The sequence below is a fragment of the Clostridium sp. AF50-3 genome, from assembly GCF_003477445.1.
Classification (GTDB): Bacteria; Bacillota; Clostridia; order Lachnospirales; family Lachnospiraceae; genus Otoolea; species Otoolea fessa.
This window is the reverse complement of the sequence record NZ_QUDH01000003.1, coordinates 299,692-319,501: the sequence shown is the minus strand read 5'-3', so window position 1 is coordinate 319,501 and position 19,810 is coordinate 299,692. Positions and strand designations below refer to the sequence as shown.

Below are 19,810 nucleotides of genomic sequence, written 5' to 3'. Positions count from 1 at the left end.
GGACCCGCAGCGCCGGTAGCGCCGGGTCGGCCCAGTCGGACCAACAGCCCCGGTAGCGCCGGGTCGGCCCAGTCGGACCAACAGCCCCGGTAGTGCCGGTCGGCCCAGCTGGACCCGCAGGACCGGTAGCGCCGGTCGGCCCGGTCGGCCCAGTCGGCCCAGCCGGACCCGTAGCGCCGTCTAGTCCATCGAGTCCGGCAGCACCAGTGGGACCGACAGGTCCGATCGGTCCGGGGCAGCCGCGTGGTCCTATGGGACCGGGACGACAGCAGTTGTAGGGTTCAAAAGAACCGGGACAGCCGCGATCGCGTCCGCAGCGCCCATAGCCGTTATTTTCATAGTCACTATCATCAAAATAGTAGGGAAAATTACATGAATGACGAAACATAAAAAACTCCTTTCCAGATTTAGGACATCCATCCTGATGTAGTATATGTGTGCGATGAAAGAGATGTGCATTAGCAGAAAGGGGCGGGGAAATTGAGGGTTGGGAACTGTGGAATATTATAAGTGTGGAAGACGGTAAGAATGAATGTAGAAAGTGTGGATGCCGCTGGATGGAACGACTCCCAGTCCGCTGCTCAGACCACTGCAGAGGTCGGAGCGAATGTCACAAGATAGGTAATCCGTTTGTTTTATGGTTTGAGGATATGGTTTGAAAGTATTCTTCATTTGTCAAAACCGCCGGAGAATCCGGGCGGATTTTTTTTGTTTCCTTATGATAATACAGTGCCTTATCATAGTTTCCCATCCGATCATAGCAGACGCAGAGCTGGATTAAAGGAATGAAATCATAGTAATCGGCTTCGATAAAGGCATTTGGATGATATTCTGGTCGGTCTTTGAGGGCAAGCTGGTACCAGAAAACAGCCTGGGAAATTTCTCCGAGGGAAAGTTTCAACCGTCCGATCTCACAGCAAGTTTTAGCACGTGGGCGGTCGTAGAGAAAACTCTGGAACAGAGAAAGCTGGCTGGCAGCTGTATTTCTGAGCATTTCATGGCAGCGCGCCAGAAGCAGACAGGCGTCCGCCTTATTTTCATACCACCCGTCCGGTTCGTTTAGGAAATGTTCCAGAACCGGGCGGGCTTTTTCGTATTGTTTGTGGTCGATGAGTTCGCGGGCGTAGTAGTATTGATGGCGCGGATCGAGCAGTTCGCCGTCTGCAAGCATTGTTTCATAGATTTTTAGGTTCCGGTCAGAATGGGTGAGAGCGGAAGCAGGCTTCCGGTGTTCGATCTGAATAGGAGAATAGAGAATTCTGCCGCGTGGCGCGATGGCTTCGTGGACGCGTCCTTTCCAGCGAAAATGCCGGTCCGTTCGCAGAATCCGTTCGCGATCGTAGGTAAATGCAGGTGTGCCGTCCGGCTGGAATCCAGCGATGTATTTCATCATGACAACGTCGGGCTGCGGGGATTTGCTTAAAGTTTCTTTCAACTTTAAAATCGCTGTAATCGATTCTGCGGGAACGACATCGTCGGCGTCGATCCACATCCAGTATTCGGTTGTGACCTTTTCACAGATGAAATTGCGCGCGGCGGCGAAATCATCGTTCCACGGGTAGTGATAAATATGTTTGGTGTATTGCCGGGCGATTTCTACAGTTCGATCGGTGGAACCGGTGTCGGCGACGAGGATTTCATCCGCAAATTGTATGGCAGATGCTAAAACACGCGTCAAAACGGCTTCTTCATTTTTGACGATCATACATAGGCTGAGGCGGATCATGGGATCTCCAAAATCAATATCAAATTGATATTAATATATGAAAGAAGTTTTTAGATGTGTACAGACATTATATATATAATTATATAAGGATAAACAGGAGAAAAGTAACGTACTTTTCTCCTGAAATGATGGCTGCAATTCACGCTGTGCTATTTAACAGTACTTAAAAAAATATTATAGAGCTTCAAAAAAAGCATCGGTCAATTTCTGTATATTCAGATACGGGTTCTCATAATCAAAACTACGCATCCGTCCCTTGGCAGCCAGAACACCGAGCTGGATCGGCTCAGCGATATCCGAATTGAGCCGATCATCGAGCATACCGCTGATGAAACCGCCGGCAAAGGAATCACCGGCGCCGGTATCGTTGTTTAACTGGTACTGGTAGAGCTTTTTGTGGCGGACTGTGCGGATCTGACATACGCCGTCCTTAAAATGGATCAGCTCATGGCGGTCATCGTGCTTGACAATGAGGGTGCGGGTGGGATCCGGGTTGATCGCAGAAAAATACTCACAGAGGTTCGCGTAGAGCGGACGGGCGCTGCGGGCATTGAAGCCGAGGTTTTTCTTTTCGGATTTATTTAAGAAAACATAATCGGCATATGCGATCAGTGGCTGTAAGCGCTCACGGCGCAGCGATGTATACTCAAAACCAGGATCCATGCTGACTTTCATGGCAGGATTTAAATGTTTTGCCTGGATGACTGATTGCATGATTGCCTCGAATTGGTCGAAATCAGACAGGGATGATAGGTGGATCCAGCGGGCCTGCGCGAGGTACTCCGCCAGTGTGGTTCCCGTCCGGGCTTCCTGTTCATGGATGCGGTCTAAGAGAGTGTTGTTGGCACACGGCGCGATCTTGATGCAATTGCGCGTGTGATTATAAAGGCGGACAATCGATTTGGCAATCGCTTTGGAATATGGATCGTCGAAGCGCTCGCGCGTGGTAAACAGCCAGTCACGGTTATCCAGGTGCGCCAGCTCGGCGTCAATGTCATTTGTCTTGCCGAAGCGCAGATCGAATGGACTGGGCGTGCCGCACACGCCGACGTAAGCGACCTGCAGGTTAGGGAGAATATGCTTTGCCACTTTCAGGGTGATGAAAGCAGAACCGCCGATCTGGGTTGTGTATTCCTTGCCTTTTATCGCCAGCTCCTGAATATCGTTTTCCACATCGGAAATCGGGTTGCTTAAGTTCTCGTCGCCTCCACCGGCGGATGTCTCCACCAGATCAAGCCCGGTGCAGTGAAACATATAGTCATAATTGATAGCGCCAATGCAAATAATATCTAAACCTGCCATGAGATTCTACCTCTTTTGTCCGTGTATTTTTTAGTATTTAAAATGAAGAGCGGTGCGGGATTTTTGCTTTTTCAGCAGGATCTCGCACCAGCACCATTTACAGAATATAACACGGTTTTTCGTTTGTCAAATAAAATGTAAAATTAATGTAAAAAAGACGCGGAAAAGTGCCGAAAACCCTTTATTTATAAGAAAAAATGGCATTTTTTTATTAGAGAAAATAGTAACTGTTCAGTAGGTCTGCGCATTTACTGCGCGTGACTGTGAAGGTACTGAACAGTTACAGAAAATTAAAGAAAAAAATGGGTAGAAAGAGTGGAAAATGAGAATGGGAAAATAGGGGAGAAGGAGAAAAAGAGAGTGGAAAAGTGCGGATGGACAGAGAGTGTAATATTCAGTATAATTTGATGGAATAGAGATAGAATGGACAGGAAACGAAGGGAGGAGAGTGCGATAAAAGATCGAATCAAGGAAAAGCAGAATGAGAAATCAGAGGGGATGGAAAGAGTGGTTTTAACCCGCCTCCATCTCAGCGCCTCCGCCCTTAAATATTTAGCACTCCTGGCGATGACGGCAGACCACATTGCGGTGATCTGCAGACCGGTTCCGGGATTCCGGACATTTGGGGATCTGGCGTTTCCATTGTTCGCCTTTTTATTAGTAGAAGGTTTTTTTCACACGCGGGATCGCAGATGTTATGGACGGAGGCTGCTTTTGGCGGCGGTTGTGTCGGAGATTCCGTATGATCTGGCATTTTCCGGACGGTGGATGGATGCACAGCACCAGAATGTCTGCCTGACCTTTTTTCTGGCGCTGGTTGCGATGGAGCTGTTAGAGCGGTATGGAAACGGTATCTGGGAGAAGCTGGTGCTAACGGCAGTGTTCTGTACGCTGACAGAAGCGGCGGGAGCAGACGGCGGCGCATGGGGGATGGGAATGGTGCTGGCATTTTATTTTTGTGTAATAGGAAATTCAGGCACTAACGTGCCAAAGCACATTCTTTTTCATGAGAAAACGGCGGGGGTGTTTATGAAGATGATTGCCGCCGTCCTCATCGGCACGTTCGCGTGGCAGGAACCCCTCTGGGTGCTGGCGCTCACGGCTGTCTGCTTCATGTTATATGATGGCTCCAGAGGTCGGAGCAGATTTCGTTCCTTCTTTTATGTCTATTATCCGGCGCATCTTTTGACGCTGTATTTTGTGGGAAAATGGCTGGGATGACTTTTATCCTATGGGAATTTTTGACAATTTTCGGGCGTAAAACACGCCCTTTTTTTATTTCCAGGTCAGGCAAAAAAACTTGACAATAAAGTTAGCATGTGCTAACCTTATGTATGGGTTAGGAGAAACTAATGAAAATTAGTCTCATCTAATGAAAATTAGCTCTCTCTAACAACTGTTAGCAGGCACTAATGAAAATTAATGTACGCGAATCAATTAGATTACCGGCAGATGAAAACAGCCGTTTCCGCCAAGTGAGACATCATGACGGGCAGAAGGTGGAAAAACAGAGGAAGGAGAATCGTATGCAGGGAGCAATGCCGATTTCGATGGCAACCGTAGGAACCGCCTATACGATCAAAAAGATCAGCGGAAACACAGAGGTTCGTTCTCATTTAAAATCCATGGGATTTAACGAGGGAACCGAAGTAAAATTGATAACCCAGCTGGACGGAGACGTGATTATTCACGTAAAGGAGTCCAGAGTGGCTATAAATAAGGATCAGGCAAGACACATTCTGGTCTAAGACAAGGGAATGGGGATATTCCGGAGCAGGTTGTATGGTAGAAAAGCAGACGGAATCCCGAGTAAAAAATTGGAATGGTTAGGAGGAACAGAGAATGACGCTTAAAGATGCACAGGTTGGATCTACCGTCAAAGTTGTCAAGATTCATGGCGAAGGCGCATACAAACGCCGCATCATGGATATGGGCATCACGAAGGGAAGCAAGATTTTTATTCGAAAAGTAGCTCCGCTGGGCGACCCGGTAGAGGTTACGATTCGTGGATATGAGCTTTCACTTCGTAAAGCCGATGCTGAGTGCGTAGATGTTCAGACAGTTTAATAAGTTTGATTAAAAAAGCAGGAGGATGAAAAATGGCAATTCATATTGCTTTGGCGGGTAACCCGAACTGCGGTAAAACAACCATGTTTAACGCACTGACGGGTGCAAACCAGTATGTAGGTAACTGGCCGGGTGTTACAGTTGAGAAGAAAACCGGTAAATTAAAAGATGCTTCGGGAGAGAGGTAAATGTAACGGACCTTCCAGGAGTTTATTCCCTTTCTCCGTATACACTGGAGGAAGTTGTAACCCGTGATTTTATCTTAAAAGAGAATCCGGATGTCATCGTAGACTTAGTCGATGCAACCAACATTGAGCGTAACCTGTATCTGACCACACAGCTGATCGAGACAGGTATTCCGGTTGTTATCGCTTTAAATATGTGCGATCTTCTGAAGAAGAACGGCATCAACATTGATGTAAAGGCACTGTCCAAGAAACTTGGCTGCCCGATCATTGAGACTTCCGCGCTGAAGAAAACCGGTCTAAAGGAAGTTATTGCAGAGGCAATCAAAGTTGCAAAGAGCCATGCAACAGGCACTGTAAGCGCTATTTTCGAGGGCAGCGTAGAGGATAAAGTAAGCGCAATCGAGGCAGAGCTTCCGTCCAGCATTCCGGAAGCAGAGAAGAGATGGTACGCAATCAAAGTTCTCGAGAATGACAGCAAGGTTGTAGAGCAGCTTGGTCTTAGTGCAGACAACCGTTTCTCCCGTTACACCAAGGAGCTGGAGAAAGAGTTTGATGATGACGCTGAGTCCGTTATCACTGACCAGAGATATGTATACATCCAGAAGGTTATCGAGGAGACCGTAAAGAAACCGGCTCAGAAGATGAGTCTTTCGGATAAGATCGATAGCATCGTAACCAACCGTTTACTTGGTATTCCGATCTTTGTTCTTGTTATGTGGGCGGTTTACTATGTATCCGTTACTACCGTTGGTACATTCGTAACAGACTGGACCAATGATACATTTGTTGGCGCAATTCAGGGCTGGGCTGGCGATGCACTGGCAGCAGCAGGCGCTTCTGACCTGATTGTAAGCCTTGTAGTGGATGGTATCATCGGCGGTGTTGGTGCCGTTCTTGGTTTCGTTCCGCAGATGGCTATCCTGTTCCTCTTCCTTTCCATTCTGGAAGATTGTGGTTACATGGTACGTATCGCATTCGTTATGGACCGTGTATTCCGTCACTTCGGATTGTCCGGTAAGAGCTTCATCCCGCTGCTGATTTCTTCTGGCTGCGGCGTTCCTGGTATCATGGCGTCCAAGACCATCGAGCAGGACAACGACAGACGTCTTACCATCATGACAGCAACCTTCGTTCCGTGTGGTGCGAAGCTGCCGGTTATCGCTCTGATGGGCGGCGTTATGGCTGGTTATATGAGCGGCGACATGGATCTGGCTACTATGATGGCTCCGATCATGTACTTTGTAGGTATCGCTGCGGTTCTTGTATCCGCGATCATGTTAAAGAAGACCAAACCGTTCTCCGGCAAACCAGCTCCGTTCGTTATGGAGCTTCCGGCGTACCACATTCCGTCCGCTAAGACCGTTCTCCTTCATGTTTGGGAGCGTCTGAAGGGATTCATCATCAAGGCTGGTACAATCCTGTTCCTGGCTTGCGTTGTTATGTGGTTCCTGTCCTCCTTCGGATTTGTAGACGGTGGATTTGGTCTGGTAGAAGAATCTGCTGATTCTATCCTGGCTATGCTGGGCGGCGCTATCGCAATCCTGTTCCGTCCGCTTGGTTTCGGCGAGTGGCAGCCGGTTGCAGCTTCCATCACTGGTTTCACAGCAAAAGAGGCTATCGTTTCCACCATGGGCGTTCTGGCAAATGTATCCGAGGATCTGTCTGAGGAGACCGATGTCGTAGCAGCAGCAATCCAGACATGGTTCCCGACAACCATCGCAGCCTTTACATTCCTGCTGTTCAACCTGCTTGACTCTCCGTGTCTGGCAGCTATCGCAACGATGGCACAGCAGCTCCAGTCCAGAAAATGGTTCTGGTTCGCTATCCTGTATCAAAATCTCTTCGCTTACGCTGTATCCCTGATTGTATATCAGTTAGGTGGTCTGGTACTTGGCGCAGTTGCATTCAACGTATGGACTATCGTGGCAGCAGTCCTTCTTGTACTCATGCTGTTCATGCTGTTTCGTCCGGATCCATACAAGGATCAGAAGAGCTACACAAGAAGCTCTGTAGAGGCAGCTTCATAAGTTAGTTTCTAAATGAAAAATAAAACAGGTTCTGCCGTCCGGCCGGTGGTTTTGCGTTTCCGCTGACCGGGCATCGGCAGGTGCCTGTAATCATAAGTGATAAAATTAATCCTTTATAAGGCTGCCTCGGATAGCAGGATGAAAGTCTGCTGTTTGGAGGCAGTTTTATTCGATTTCAAAAAAGAAAAGGAGAAAGCATAGATGGGGGATTCATCTGGATCCATGTTTTATGGTGTGATTGGTTTTCTGGTAGTTTATTTTGTAGGATATTTTATCTGTCGTGTGTATGATAAAATAAAAAAGATACTCCGAAGCCATTCATCGAAAAGTCAGAGAAGAGAGGACGATAACGTATGAGACCGATTGATATTGGAATTTTAATTGTAGTAGCGATTTTGCTTTTGCTGGCATTACGTTCGGCGATCCGTCATTACACGGGAAAGGGCGGCGGATGCTGCGGATGCTCCGGTGGAAGCTGCGGTTCCTGCGGCAGCGATGGGAATGCTGGTGCGCGCGGCGAAGATCTTTCCAAGAAAGCGGTTACAGCGGGTACCCCGTCCAAGATCATGCGGATCGAGGGTATGCACTGTGCAAACTGCAAGAAATCCGTTGAAAAAGCCCTGACCGCCCAGAACGGCGTCATCCGTGCAGATGCGGACGTAGACAGAGGCATTGCCCGCGTGTTCTATGAGAATGGAGTGGACGATGCGAAGCTGCAGGAAGCGGTTGAAAAAGAGGGATTTGTGGTTAAGAATATTGAGACGGTTGTCTAAGAGAAAAAGTGTGATCCTGTTCTGGTGTTACTGTTCACGCAAACGTGCCCAGTAACGGAATTTGCCGTGGCTTCGCATTTAAATACGGCAAATTCCTGCTGCCACCACGTTTTCTTACGGCACTTTCGGTTCCAAAAGTGCCTACCCGTGTACGGTAACGTTCTGGTTTCAGATGTGCTGGATAGGTTTATTTTGTATCGCAAAATAAAAAGACTTGTGGTATACTTGGAAAAAATGATAAAACTTATACAGAGAGGCAGAACGTATGATCAAGATTATAAAAGAAGCACAGGTTCGAAGCGAGGAAGATAATCGGAATCTGCGGGAGACTGTGGCAGGGATTATTGGTGAGGTCCGGGGGCGCGGGGACGCGGCTCTGAGGGAGTACAATGAGAAGTTTGACGGATGTACCCGTGAATCGCTGCGGGTCAGCCGGGAGGAGATTGATGCGGCTTATAAGGAGCTGGGCGAGCAGGAGCTGGCGGATCTAAAAGCGGCGCATCACAATATCGAGGCATTTGCGAACGCGCAGAGACAGACCGTGAAACCGCTTGACAATTTCAGCCCGGAGCCGGGAGTCTTTTTAGGACACCGCATCATTCCGGTGGAGTCCTGCTGCTGTTATGTGCCGGGCGGCAATTATCCGCTGTATTCGACGGCGCTGATGTTAGCGACTCCGGCGAAGGCAGCGGGTGTAAAACGTATCACCGCCTGCTCTCCGGTAGTGCGGGGAACGGGTCATATCAATGCCAAGACGCTGGTAGCGATGGATCTGGCTGGCGTGGATGAGATCTACGCATTGGGCGGTGCACAGGCGATCGCAGCATTTTCCTATGGAACTGAGAGCATCAAGCCGGTGGATATTATTGTAGGGCCGGGTAACCGCTTCGTAACCGAGGCGAAACGTCAGTGCTACGGGCAGGTCGGCATCGACTTTGTAGCCGGGCCGAGCGAGGTTCTGGTAATCGCGGACGGAAAAGCGAGCGCGAAGGTGGTAGCGGCGGATCTGCTGGCACAGTCCGAGCATGATGTCAATGCGAAAGGCATTCTTCTGACAACCGATGAGGCATTTGGAAAGAGCGTGATTGAGGCGGTAGAGGAAGAGCTGAAGATTCTGGATACGGCAAAGATTGCGAGACAGTCCTGGGATACGTTTGGAGAGATCGGTGTGGTAGACAGCCTGGACGAGGCAGTTCAGTATACGAATGAGTATGCACCGGAGCATCTGGAGCTCAACGTGGAAGACCCGGATGCACTGATTCCGAAGTTGGTTAATTACGGTTCTCTGTTTATCGGTCAGAATACGGCAGAGGTATTTGGTGATTATGCTTCCGGAACCAACCACACACTTCCGACTCTTCGGGCGGCACGTTATACCGGCGGTGTCTGGGTTGGTACATTCTTAAAGACCTGTACCCATCAGAGCATGACACCGGAGGCGTCCGCGCGGATCGCACCGCTTGTATCGCGTATGGCGCATGGAGAAGGATTATCTGGACATGCAGCGGCTGCGGATGCAAGAAAATAGGGAAAATAGAAAATAATAGAATAAAACCCCTCGGATGCTGCAGCATCTGGGGGTTTTGTGTTTCAAAGCATACCGCCTGCTATTCTTGTCTTTTATTCCGGATAAACCAGTCTCTCCGGACCAATTCCATCTAAGACTTCGCGCAGAAAGCGGTCAGCCAGCCAGTTTGCCATCGGCAGGTTCATATCGAGGTAGTTGCCGCAATCTTTTGCACAGGCACCCGGAACCTCGTCTTTGTAGTCGCGCATGAAAGTAAAGAGCCCCTTCATCAGCGGAACGATCTCCTCGGATGTCAGGTCGCCTGCGAGAAGCAGGTAGAAGCCGGTGCGGCAGCCCATCGGTCCGAAGTAGAGGACGCGGTCTTTCCATTCCTCGTTATTTCGCAGCCAGGTGGCAGCCAGGTGCTCAATGGTGTGAACCTCGGCAGTATTCATGACCGGCTCATAGTTTGGGCGTGTCATGCGGATATCAAAGGTGGTGATGACCTGATCGCCCACGCGGTCCTTGCGGGATACATAGACGCCAGGGAGCAGTTTCAGATGGTCAATGGTGAAGCTTGTAATTTTATCCATGAAAATACCTCCAAGTCAGTTTCATTCATCCCTATTATAAGGAAATAACGCGGATCAGACAAGGGCTTTATTTACCCAGAACCGACGAGATTCTACATGTTAAATGCATAAAAATGCATAAATCATGCATAAACCATCCGAAAATGAATAAAAAACCTCTTGACGCATAGAACCTACCTATGCTATAATCTTTCAGAAAATGAACAAAGGCGTTCATGGGCTCTGCTCATGGACGCCTTTGTTGCAGAATCAGACAATTTATAAAATATGTCTCTAATGATGTAAAAAACGCATCTGAGGAAAAACAGATTTGCTCAAATGTGAGGCTATTGAGAATGAAAAAGTAAACTGCCTGCATGAAGCTATTCACAGGCGGGGTACGAGAGAGAAAGGAATGGTGACCAGATGGAGAAACCGGTATATCTTCTGTTGGAAAACGGCGACTATTTTGAGGGAAAAAGCTTTGGCGCTCCTTTACGTGAAGTGACCGGAGAAGTCGTATTCACAACCGGTATGACAGGATACCTTGAGACGATCACAGATCCCAGCTATTTTGGACAGATTGTCGTTCAGACATTTCCGTTAATCGGAAACTACGGAGTGATTCCGCAGGACTTCGAGAATGAAGAGGTATATTTATCAGCCTATATCGTAAAAGAGTGGTGTCAGGAACCTTCCAACTTCAGATGCAGTGGGGATCTTGACACCTTTTTTAAAGAAAGAAACATCCCGGGCGTCTATGGAATCGATACGAGAAAGCTGGCAAAAACCATTCGTGAATCCGGTTCGATGAACGGCTGGCTGACCGAGGTGAAGCCGCCGTATGATGCGAAAAAGCTGGAGGAAGTGAAAAACTTCCACATTACAAAGGCGGTTGAAACCGTTACACCAAAGAAATGTGAGATCAAACCGGCGGATGAGAAAGAAGAGTTCCAGATTGTGCTCTGGGATTTCGGCGCAAAGGAAAATATCATCCGCGAGCTGACCAGGCGCGGATGCCGCGTGTCTGACCTTCCGGCTGGTACGACGGCGGAGGAGATTCTTAAGATGAATCCGGACGGAATCATGCTTTCCAACGGTCCAGGCAACCCAGAGGACAACCCGGAGATCATCGAGGAGATCCGAAAGATTACGAAGGCTGGAAAACCGATGTTCGGCATCTGTCTGGGACACCAGTTGCTGGCGATTGCCAAGGGCGCGAAGACTGGAAAGATGAAATTCGGTCACAGAGGTGCGAACCAGCCGGTCAAGGATCTGACGACCGGACGCGTCTACATCAGCAGCCAGAACCACGGCTATGAGGTACTGCGCGATACGCTGCCGGAGGGCGCGGAGGAGACATTTATCAATGTCAACGACGGCACCTGCGAGGGCATCACCTACCACGATATGCCGGCATTTACCGTCCAGTTCCATCCAGAGGCTTGTGCAGGTCCGAAGGATACGGAAGAGCTGTTTGGGCGTTTCATTCAGATGATGAGAGATTATAAGGAAAAGGAGGGCGCGTCATGCCGTTAAATAAATCCCTGAAAAAAGTTATGGTAATCGGTTCCGGTCCTATCGTCATCGGTCAGGCGGCAGAGTTTGATTATGCAGGAACGCAGGCGTGCCGGGCTTTAAAAGAGGAAGGTCTGGAGGTCGTTTTAGTAAACTCCAACCCGGCAACCATCATGACGGACAGCGCCATCGCGGATCACGTATACATCGAGCCGCTGACCCTGGAATTTGTCAAGAGAATCATTGAAAAAGAGAAGCCTGACAGCATCCTGTCCACCCTGGGCGGACAGACCGGACTGACACTGTCCATGGAGCTTGCCAAAGAAGGTTTCTTAAAGAGCCACAATGTAACGCTTCTCGGCGCGTCCCCGGAGACCATCGATAAGGCGGAGGACCGCCAGTGCTTTAAAGACACGATGGAAGCTATCGGTGAGCCGGTCATTCCGTCCAAGGTTGTCACCACCATCGAGGATGCGCTTGATTTTGCCGAGGTTATTTCTTACCCGGTTATCGTGCGTCCGGCCTTTACCCTGGGCGGTACCGGCGGCGGTATTGCGGCAAATAAAGAAGAGCTTTACAACATCGCGGAGGCGGGTATCCGCCTGTCACCGATCAATCAGATTCTGGTTGAGAAATGTATTTCCGGATGGAAGGAGATCGAGTTTGAGGTAATGCGCGATGCCATCGGCAACGAGATTACGGTCTGCTCGATGGAAAACTTTGACCCGGTCGGCGTCCACACCGGCGACTCCATTGTTATCGCACCGGCTGTGACGCTGGCGGATAAGGAATACCAGATGCTTCGTTCCGCAGCGCTGAATATTATCCAGGCGATGGGTATCGAGGGCGGCTGCAACTGCCAGTTTGCGCTGAATCCGGAGAGCTTTGAATATGCCGTTATCGAGGTAAACCCGCGTGTATCCCGTTCGTCCGCCCTTGCTTCGAAAGCAACCGGATATCCGATTGCCCGCGTGGCAACCAAGATTGCGATCGGTTATCATCTGGACGAGATCCCGAACGAGGTAACCGGCGAGACGATGGCATGCTTCGAGCCGGCCCTTGACTATGTAACGGTTAAATTCCCGAAATGGCCATTTGATAAATTCGTTTACGGACGCCGGAAGCTGGGTACCCAGATGAAGGCAACCGGCGAGGTTATGGCCATCGGCCGCAACTTTGAGCAGGCGCTCATGAAGGCAGTCCGCGGCGCGGAGATCTCCCAGAACAGCCTGAACATGAAGAAACTGGCGCCGATGAGTGTGGAAGAGCTGAGAGAAAAAATTCTGGCGCAGGATGACGAGCGTCTGTTTGCAATCTATGAGAGCTTCAAGCGCGGCGTGACCGTTGCCGAGATTCATGAGCTGACCAAGATCGACGAGTGGTTCTTAAATAAACTGATGCATATCCTGTCCCTGGAACGCCGGATGCAGTCTGAGACTCTGAGCGATGCGCTTTATATGGAAGCCAAACAGAACGGATTCCCGGATGCAGTCATCAAGGAGATGACCGGGCTTTCGGAAATCAAGCATGTTCCGGCATGCTACCGCATGGTTGATACCTGCAGCGCTGAGTTTACGGCAAGTACCCCTTACTTCTACAGCACCTTCGGCGAGGAAGATGAGGCAGAAGAATTTATTAAAGAGAATGCAAGCGGAAAACCGGTTGTTATGGTATTTGGTTCCGGTCCGATCCGTATCGGTCAGGGTATCGAGTTCGATTTCGCCTCTGTTCACTGCGTATGGTCGTTAAAGAGAGCCGGTTATGAGGTTGTCATCGTAAATAACAACCCGGAGACTGTTTCCACCGACTTCAACGTAGCAGACCGTCTGTATTTTGAACCGCTGACACCGGAGGATGTGCTGGATATCATCCGGATCGAGAAGCCGATCGGCGCAGTTGTTGCCTTTGGCGGACAGACAGCGATCCGTCTGACAAAATGTCTTGTAGAGAACAATATTCCGGTTCTCGGCACTCCGGCAGACAGCATCGATATGGCGGAGGATCGCGGACGTTTCGCAGCCCTGCTGAAAAAATTAAATATGAAACAGGCAGCGGGTCAGACCGTTTACACCGAGGATGAGGCGATCCAGGCGGCAAATCATCTGGGCTATCCGGTTCTGATGCGTCCGAGCTATGTATTAGGCGGACAAAACATGATTATCGCGTACAACGATGCCGATATTCATGAGTATATGAAGATCATTCTCTCCCACAAGATTGAGAATGCGATCCTGATTGATAAATACCTGATGGGTACCGAGCTGGAGGTCGACGCGATCTGCGACGGCGAAACGGTTCTGATTCCGGGTATCATGGAGCACATCGAGCGTGCGGGCGTCCATTCCGGCGACTCCATCGCGGTATATCCGGCATTTATGCTGACCGAGAGCCAGAAAGACCGTCTGGTGGACTATTCCATCCGTCTGGCGCTGTCCATGAATACGAAAGGCCTGATCAATATCCAGTATGTCCTGCATGAGGATACGATCTATATCATCGAGGTCAACCCGCGTTCGTCCCGTACCGTGCCGTACATCAGCAAGGTAACCGGCGTGCCGATGGTCGATCTGGCAACCCGCATCATGATGGGCGAGAAGCTGGCTGACATGGGCTACGAGACAGGCCTGTATCCGTGCTCTCCGTACTACGCAGTCAAGGTTCCGGTCTTCTCCTTTGAGAAGCTGTCCAACGTAGACACACAGCTCGGACCGGAAATGAAATCAACCGGCGAGGTACTGGGTATCGCCCGGACGATGGAGGAAGCGCTGTTCAAAGGCCTGGTAGCAGCCGGATATACGATGAAGCGCGAGGGCGGCGTCTTAATCAGTGTCCGCGATACCGATAAGAGCGACCTGCGCGAGCTGGTTAAAGAGTATGTGGCGATGGGATTCCACATCTACGCGACCTCCGGTACTGCAAGCCGGTTAAACAGCGTCGGCATTTCTTCAACGTTAGTCAAGAAGCCGAAGGAAGCCAAAGAGGGAGAGGAGACGACCATTTCCCTGCTGGAAGAAGGAAAGATCAGCTATGTAATTTCCACTTCCAAGACGGGACGCCAGCCGGGACGCGACAGTGTCCGCCTGAGAAGAAAGGCAGTCGAGCTTGGTATTCCGTGCCTGACATCGCTTGATACCGCGGCTGTCCTGGCGCTGACCCTGGAAAGCAAGTACAACGAGGATAACGTTGAACTGGTAGATATCGCGCACATTGCACATGGTGCAGCGGCTAGAAAAGAGCTGAGCCAGATGGAAAAACCGGAAGAAATCCAGATTCCGGGTTATGTGCTTCAGGAGCATGAGAACGACTAAAAAGAACGATGGTCTGCATGGATTCTGCGTTTTGAGGGTTGCGGAATCCGTGCAGGCTGAAATCTTTTGCGAAGGCAAAATTTGACAGAATCATATATGACGGAAAAAGTGGATTAATATTTTAAAGAAAGGAAGAGGAGGAAAAGCAGATGGCAAAATTTATTTTTGTGACAGGCGGTGTTGTATCAGGATTGGGGAAGGGTATTACAGCAGCGTCTCTGGGACGTCTTTTGAAGGCACGGGGATTTAAGGTAGCAGCGCAGAAGCTGGATCCATATATCAACGTCGATCCGGGAACCATGAGCCCATATCAGCACGGCGAAGTATTCGTAACAAACGACGGTGCGGAGACGGATCTGGATTTGGGACATTATGAGCGTTTTATAGATGAAGATTTAAACCGTTATTCGAATCTGACGACCGGTAAGGTCTACTGGAATGTGCTAAATAAAGAGCGCCGCGGCGAATATCTGGGCGAGACGGTACAGGTGATTCCACATATCACAAATGAGATAAAATCATTTATCTATCCGTGCAGGAAAAGACCGATGCGGACATCGTTATCACAGAGATCGGCGGAACGACCGGCGATATTGAGTCACAGCCGTTCCTGGAAGCCATCCGCCAGGTGTCCTGCGAGGCGGGACGCAGCAACTGCCTCTTCATCCATGTAACCCTGATTCCATATCTGGAATCTTCCGGCGAGCATAAATCAAAACCGACCCAGCATTCAGTCAAACAGCTGCAGTCCTTCGGCATCATGCCGGATATCATCGTGGCGCGCTGTGACCGTCCGGTGGACGATCCGTCCATTTTCCGCAAGATCGCACTGTTCTGCAACGTCAAAGAGGACTGCGTCATCGAGAACCTGACCCTTCCGGTTCTCTACGAGGCGCCGATCATGCTGGAGGAAGCAGGACTTGCCAAGATCGTGCTTCGCGAGCTGGGCATCGAGAAAGCGCCGCAGGAGTGCGATCTGACGGAGTGGAAACATATGCTGGACCGCATCAAGAACAGCCGTAAGACAGTCAAGATTTCCCTGGTCGGCAAGTACGTCAAACTGCACGACTCCTATCTGTCGATCGTAGAATCCCTGCACCATGCCGGATGGGAAAATGGCGCGCAGGTGGAGATCAACTGGGTGGATAGTGAGACGATCACTCCGGAGACGGCACCGGAAATCCTGGGCGGTTCAACCGGTATCATCGTGCCGGGCGGCTTCGGCATCCGAGGCATCGAGGGCATGATTGCGGCAGCTGATTATGCGAGAAGAAACAATATCCCGTACTTTGGCATCTGCTTGGTATGCAGATCGCGGCGATCGCATTTGCCAGAGGCGTGTTAGGCTATGAGGATGCGAACTCAACCGAGTTTGCGCCGGACAGCAAGCATCCGGTCATTGCCTGATGGAAGAGCAGATGGATCTGGCTGACATGGGCGGAACGATGCGTCTGGGTGCATATCCGTGCCGTATCAGTCCGGATACGCTGATGATGAAAGCGTATGGAAAAGGTCTGATCGAAGAGAGACATCGCCATCGTTATGAATTTAACAACAAGTTCCGGGAAGTTTATATGGAGCATGGCGCTATCTTTTCCGGACAGTCTCCGGACGGTACGCTGGTAGAGGCGATGGAGATTCCGGGACATCCGTTCTATCTGGGAGTTCAGTACCATCCGGAGTTCAAGAGCCGCCCGAACCGCGCACATCCGATCTTCCGGGAGTTTGTGAAAGCGGCTCTGGAGGTAAAGGAAAAAAATTCTTAAAATATGGAGAAAATAAAGTATGAAGATCAACGAAAACTATAAAAATCTGGAAGAAAGCTATCTGTTTTCCACCATCGCTAAAAAAGTAGATGAATACACCAAAGCCCATCCAGAGGCAAAAGTAATCAAAATGGGTATCGGTGACGTAACCCTTCCGATCTGCCAGAAAGCAGCTGACGCATTTGCAAAAGCAGCTATGGAGCAGGGCAAGGCGGCTACGTTCCATGGATATGGTCCGGAGCAGGGATATGATTTTCTGCGCGTAGCAGTTCAGAAGTATTATGCGTCCTTCCAGGTTGAGGTGGCGGCGGAGGATATATTCATCAGCGACGGCGCGAAGAGTGATGTCGGAAATATCCTCGATCTCTTTGATGCGGACAATACGGTCCTGATCCCGGATCCGGTATACCCGGTTTACATGGATACGAACGTGATGGCAGGCAGAAAGATCGTATTTATGGATGCCAATGTGGAAAATGGCTTTCTTCCGATGCCTCCGAAGGGACAGAAAGCGGATATTATTTATCTCTGCTCCCCGAACAACCCGACTGGCGGTGTGTACAACCGTGAGCAGTTAAAAGAGTGGGTTGACTATGCGAACGAGCAGGATGCGATTCTTTTATTTGATGCGGCGTATGAGTCCTTCGTAGCAGATCCGGCGCTTCCGAGAAGTATTTTTGAGATTGAGGGCGCAAAGACCTGCGCGATCGAGTTCTGCTCCCTTTCGAAGCTGGCAAGCTTTACCGGAACCCGCTGTGGCTATACCGTGGTTCCGTCTGAATTAGAGCGCGGTGGTTCTTCCATCCGCAAGATGTGGCTGCGCCGCCAGACAACCAAGTTTAATGGCGTTTCCTACCCGGTACAGCGCGCCGCAGAGGCAGCTCTTTCACCGGAGGGCATGGCACAGTGCCGCGAGCACCTGGACGTATACCGCACCAATGCGAAGATCATGACAGAGACCTTAAAAGAGCTTGGCATCTGGCACATCGGCGGCGAAAATTCACCGTACATCTGGATGCAGTGCCCGAACGGCATGAAATCCTGGGAGTTTTTCGACGATCTGCTTGCCAAGGCAAATGTGGTCGGCACACCGGGCAGCGGATTTGGTAAGAATGGAGAAGGATTCTTCCGTCTGACTGCATTTGGTACGACTGCGAATACAAAAGAGGCAATGGAGCGGATCAAGAAGGTTTACGGAAAATAAATAGCTCTATTTTATAAATGAGGGGGCTGGTGCATCTGGGGCATTGTTATCCTATGCACCGTCCCCTTTTTGCTGAAGCAGGGAGGTGAGGACCATGGTGACCTTAAACGATTATCTGTATTCCGGCGATACGATGTTTAAGATTTTAAAGAATTACAGCCGGGATTTGAAAGCGGAGGCAAAACAGACAAACAATGAGATAGACCTGATACATGCAAATTTCCTGATTCAGATCCGGGAACTTTTGGAATACAATGATTTCCTGACGACCCAGTCACAGAAGATCCGGGAATTTTATATTCATATGGCAAAGGAATATCCGCTTCTGGCATTTAACTTTAAGGGAAGAATCAAGTCGCTGATCCGCTCGGAGGCGAAATTTAATGGATATATCGTCGAATATATTTATGACTGTTATACAGAACATAAGGCATTTCCGTCGATCTCCGATTTGAAGCAGAGATTGAGCTGTTTCCGCGACCTGATTGCGTACCGGATCGTGATTTCACTGCCGAAGTGTTACCTGAAACCGGGGGAATCGCAGCAGGAGGCAGATATCCGGTACCTCTACCAGATTGCGAATGAACTTCCGGGATTTCTGGAGGAACGCGGGTTTACGGCGGAACCGGCCTACGGGGTGAAGGAGAGTACCTCCCCGTTGATGGATGAGGAGGTAAGGCCGTACTACCGTGATTATGTCTGCGGAAATAGTTCGGATGATTACCAGTCTCTGCATATTACGTTTTACGATAATTGTTCCAGAAGCTATGTGGAGGTACAGCTTCGCACAAAGCACATGGACGATATCGCGGAGATCGGCGTGGCCAATCATTTAAGCTACGAAAAGCGCCAGGAGGGCGAGCGGGCCAGACGGGATGAGATTCCGGAGGGCGCGTGCGTTTATTTTGACGAGGCATACGAGCGCTGCCAGCGCCTGGTGTCGCTCAAGTTGGCTGAGCTCGATGTCAATATGTTTTCGGCGATCAACAATGACCTGGTCAATGACGGCTGCGGGCTGTACCGGGGGCGGCTGATTCTGCCGTATGAGCATTTGTCGAGGCATCAGAATGAGCTGGTGGATTGAGGGGTTCACGGGCAGGCATGAATCCGGTTGCGAATAGTTGACGAAACGGGAAGATTCATATATAGTTGCCTGTAAAGGAAAAATGACCGAAAATGATAGGGAGGAACCAGTTTATGGATCATACATCCTGCCGCCTGCGTCTGGCTGCTATCGCCGATGCACCTGCGATATTGGAAATTTATGCACAATATATGGACACGCCGATCACGTTTGAGACGGAGCTGCCGTCCCTGGAGGAATTTGAGGGGCGCATCCGGGCGATCACGACAGAATATCCGTGGATTGTCTGCGAGGATGAAACGGGCAGAATCATTGGCTATGCATATGGGCATAAGCAGCTTGAGCGCGCGGCGTACCGCTGGAATGCAGAGCTTTCTGAGTATTTGGACAGTCGGGTGACGTCGAAGGGCATCGGCAAACGGATGCTTCTGGTGCTTCTGGAACTTTTAAAGGCGCAGGGCATCCACACCGTCTACAGTCTGGTGACGAGTCCGAATCTGAAGAGCGATGCGATGCATAATGGATGCGGCTTCCGGACGATGGGCGTGTGCAGGAATACCGGCTATAAGAGCGGAAAATGGCATGATGTTACCTGGTATGAGAAAGCGCTGCTGCCGTATGAGGACGTACCGGCGGAGATGATTCCGATTGGGAAGATGGAGAAGGAGACGGTAGATAAGATTTTGGCGTCTTTTTGAACAGAGACATAAAACAAATCTGCATAAAATAAACAGGGCGTGTGAAAAAGGAATTTCCCATTTTCACACG

Annotated in this window: 15 protein-coding genes and 2 pseudogenes; 14 read left to right on the top strand and 3 right to left on the bottom strand. The window is 50.0% G+C overall.

Features of this window, described 5'->3' with window-relative positions; all coding sequences use genetic code 11:
• Nucleotides 1–610: 610 nt before the first annotated feature.
• The gene (locus DW085_RS05745; RefSeq protein WP_118469142.1) at nucleotides 611–1,726 is read right to left on the bottom strand and encodes a glycosyltransferase family 2 protein; all 1,116 of its coding nucleotides are present in this window, start codon (nucleotides 1,724–1,726) and stop codon (nucleotides 611–613) included.
• 174 nt (nucleotides 1,727–1,900) lie between these two features.
• Entirely contained in the window at nucleotides 1,901–3,028 is a 1,128-nt protein-coding gene (locus tag DW085_RS05740) for a carbohydrate kinase family protein (protein WP_107000661.1), read from the bottom strand.
• Nucleotides 3,029–3,451: 423 nt separating this feature from the next.
• On the opposite strand from DW085_RS05740, the gene DW085_RS05735 reads away from it, so the two are divergent.
• From DW085_RS05735 to hisD, 6 genes and pseudogenes are all read left to right on the top strand, one after another.
• On the top strand, nucleotides 3,452–4,249 hold the full coding sequence (locus DW085_RS05735; protein ID WP_118491743.1) for a TraX family protein: 798 nt from the start codon (nucleotides 3,452–3,454) through the stop codon (nucleotides 4,247–4,249).
• A 191-nt stretch (nucleotides 4,250–4,440) separates the two neighbouring features.
• Nucleotides 4,441–4,776, top strand: a complete 336-nt coding sequence (locus DW085_RS19615; RefSeq protein ID WP_242995768.1) for a FeoA family protein — start codon at nucleotides 4,441–4,443, stop codon at nucleotides 4,774–4,776.
• Nucleotides 4,777–4,870: 94 nt separating this feature from the next.
• A complete protein-coding gene (locus DW085_RS05725) occupies nucleotides 4,871–5,095 on the top strand; it encodes a ferrous iron transport protein A (protein ID WP_118491741.1) in 225 nt (74 codons plus the stop codon).
• 32 nt (nucleotides 5,096–5,127) lie between these two features.
• Nucleotides 5,128–7,310: pseudogene (feoB, locus tag DW085_RS05720) on the top strand (ferrous iron transport protein B).
• A 353-nt stretch (nucleotides 7,311–7,663) separates the two neighbouring features.
• Complete coding sequence (locus DW085_RS05715) at nucleotides 7,664–8,083, top strand: heavy metal-associated domain-containing protein (protein WP_107000658.1); 420 nt, start codon at nucleotides 7,664–7,666, stop codon at nucleotides 8,081–8,083.
• A gap of 265 nt (nucleotides 8,084–8,348) precedes the next feature.
• A complete protein-coding gene (gene hisD / locus DW085_RS05710; RefSeq protein WP_347474989.1) occupies nucleotides 8,349–9,611 on the top strand; it encodes a histidinol dehydrogenase in 1,263 nt (420 codons plus the stop codon).
• A gap of 92 nt (nucleotides 9,612–9,703) precedes the next feature.
• Here hisD and DW085_RS05705 read toward each other — a convergent pair whose 3' ends face one another.
• Nucleotides 9,704–10,183 carry an S-ribosylhomocysteine lyase gene (locus DW085_RS05705; RefSeq protein ID WP_022359008.1) on the bottom strand — a complete coding sequence of 160 codons (480 nt, stop codon included), beginning with the start codon at nucleotides 10,181–10,183 and terminating at the stop codon, nucleotides 9,704–9,706.
• A gap of 405 nt (nucleotides 10,184–10,588) precedes the next feature.
• On the opposite strand from DW085_RS05705, the gene DW085_RS05700 reads away from it, so the two are divergent.
• The 8 genes and pseudogenes from DW085_RS05700 to DW085_RS05675 all read left to right on the top strand — a co-directional run bounded on the left by DW085_RS05700 (nucleotide 10,589) and on the right by DW085_RS05675 (nucleotide 19,740).
• Nucleotides 10,589–11,701 carry a carbamoyl phosphate synthase small subunit gene (locus DW085_RS05700; protein WP_118491739.1) on the top strand — a complete coding sequence of 371 codons (1,113 nt, stop codon included), beginning with the start codon at nucleotides 10,589–10,591 and terminating at the stop codon, nucleotides 11,699–11,701.
• Nucleotides 11,692–14,988, top strand: a complete 3,297-nt coding sequence (carB, locus tag DW085_RS05695; protein WP_118491737.1) for a carbamoyl-phosphate synthase large subunit — start codon at nucleotides 11,692–11,694, stop codon at nucleotides 14,986–14,988. Before DW085_RS05700 ends, carB begins: the two co-directional genes overlap by 10 nt.
• A 149-nt stretch (nucleotides 14,989–15,137) precedes the next feature.
• Entirely contained in the window at nucleotides 15,138–15,662 is a 525-nt protein-coding gene (locus DW085_RS20170) for a hypothetical protein (RefSeq protein ID WP_284525721.1), read from the top strand.
• Nucleotides 15,545–16,333 (top strand): CTP synthase, encoded by a 789-nt coding sequence (locus DW085_RS20165; protein ID WP_284525724.1) that lies wholly within the window; start codon nucleotides 15,545–15,547, stop codon nucleotides 16,331–16,333. The genes DW085_RS20170 and DW085_RS20165 overlap by 118 nt, the downstream gene beginning before the upstream one ends.
• A gap of 37 nt (nucleotides 16,334–16,370) precedes the next feature.
• Nucleotides 16,371–16,754: pseudogene (locus tag DW085_RS20160) on the top strand (gamma-glutamyl-gamma-aminobutyrate hydrolase family protein); the annotation flags it as partial.
• A 19-nt stretch (nucleotides 16,755–16,773) separates the two neighbouring features.
• Nucleotides 16,774–17,958: an LL-diaminopimelate aminotransferase gene (locus DW085_RS05685; RefSeq protein ID WP_107000653.1), complete on the top strand. Its 1,185-nt coding sequence runs from the start codon at nucleotides 16,774–16,776 to the stop codon at nucleotides 17,956–17,958.
• Nucleotides 17,959–18,052: 94 nt separating this feature from the next.
• Nucleotides 18,053–19,042 carry a guanosine polyphosphate pyrophosphohydrolase gene (locus DW085_RS05680; RefSeq protein WP_118491735.1) on the top strand — a complete coding sequence of 330 codons (990 nt, stop codon included), beginning with the start codon at nucleotides 18,053–18,055 and terminating at the stop codon, nucleotides 19,040–19,042.
• Nucleotides 19,043–19,155: 113 nt separating this feature from the next.
• The gene (locus tag DW085_RS05675) at nucleotides 19,156–19,740 is read left to right on the top strand and encodes a GNAT family N-acetyltransferase (protein ID WP_118469132.1); all 585 of its coding nucleotides are present in this window, start codon (nucleotides 19,156–19,158) and stop codon (nucleotides 19,738–19,740) included.
• Nucleotides 19,741–19,810 lie beyond the last annotated feature (70 nt).

Bases quoted from the DNA above. Each gene is read 5' to 3' on its own strand.
- DW085_RS05680 (WP_118491735.1), top strand. From the start codon at position 18,053: ATGGTGACCTTAAACGATTATCTGTATTCCGGCGATACGATGTTTAAG.
- DW085_RS19615 (WP_242995768.1), top strand. From the start codon at position 4,441: ATGAAAATTAATGTACGCGAATCAATTAGATTACCGGCAGATGAAAAC.
- DW085_RS05715 (WP_107000658.1), top strand. From the start codon at position 7,664: ATGAGACCGATTGATATTGGAATTTTAATTGTAGTAGCGATTTTGCTT.
- DW085_RS05705 (WP_022359008.1), bottom strand. From the start codon at position 10,183: ATGGATAAAATTACAAGCTTCACCATTGACCATCTGAAACTGCTCCCT.
- DW085_RS05735 (WP_118491743.1), top strand. From the start codon at position 3,452: ATGGACAGGAAACGAAGGGAGGAGAGTGCGATAAAAGATCGAATCAAG.
- DW085_RS05745 (WP_118469142.1), bottom strand. From the start codon at position 1,726: ATGATCCGCCTCAGCCTATGTATGATCGTCAAAAATGAAGAAGCCGTT.
- hisD (WP_347474989.1), top strand. From the start codon at position 8,349: ATGATCAAGATTATAAAAGAAGCACAGGTTCGAAGCGAGGAAGATAAT.
- carB (WP_118491737.1), top strand. From the start codon at position 11,692: ATGCCGTTAAATAAATCCCTGAAAAAAGTTATGGTAATCGGTTCCGGT.
- DW085_RS05725 (WP_118491741.1), top strand. From the start codon at position 4,871: ATGACGCTTAAAGATGCACAGGTTGGATCTACCGTCAAAGTTGTCAAG.
- DW085_RS05700 (WP_118491739.1), top strand. From the start codon at position 10,589: ATGGAGAAACCGGTATATCTTCTGTTGGAAAACGGCGACTATTTTGAG.
- DW085_RS05685 (WP_107000653.1), top strand. From the start codon at position 16,774: ATGAAGATCAACGAAAACTATAAAAATCTGGAAGAAAGCTATCTGTTT.
- DW085_RS20170 (WP_284525721.1), top strand. From the start codon at position 15,138: ATGGCAAAATTTATTTTTGTGACAGGCGGTGTTGTATCAGGATTGGGG.
- DW085_RS05740 (WP_107000661.1), bottom strand. From the start codon at position 3,028: ATGGCAGGTTTAGATATTATTTGCATTGGCGCTATCAATTATGACTAT.
- DW085_RS05675 (WP_118469132.1), top strand. From the start codon at position 19,156: ATGGATCATACATCCTGCCGCCTGCGTCTGGCTGCTATCGCCGATGCA.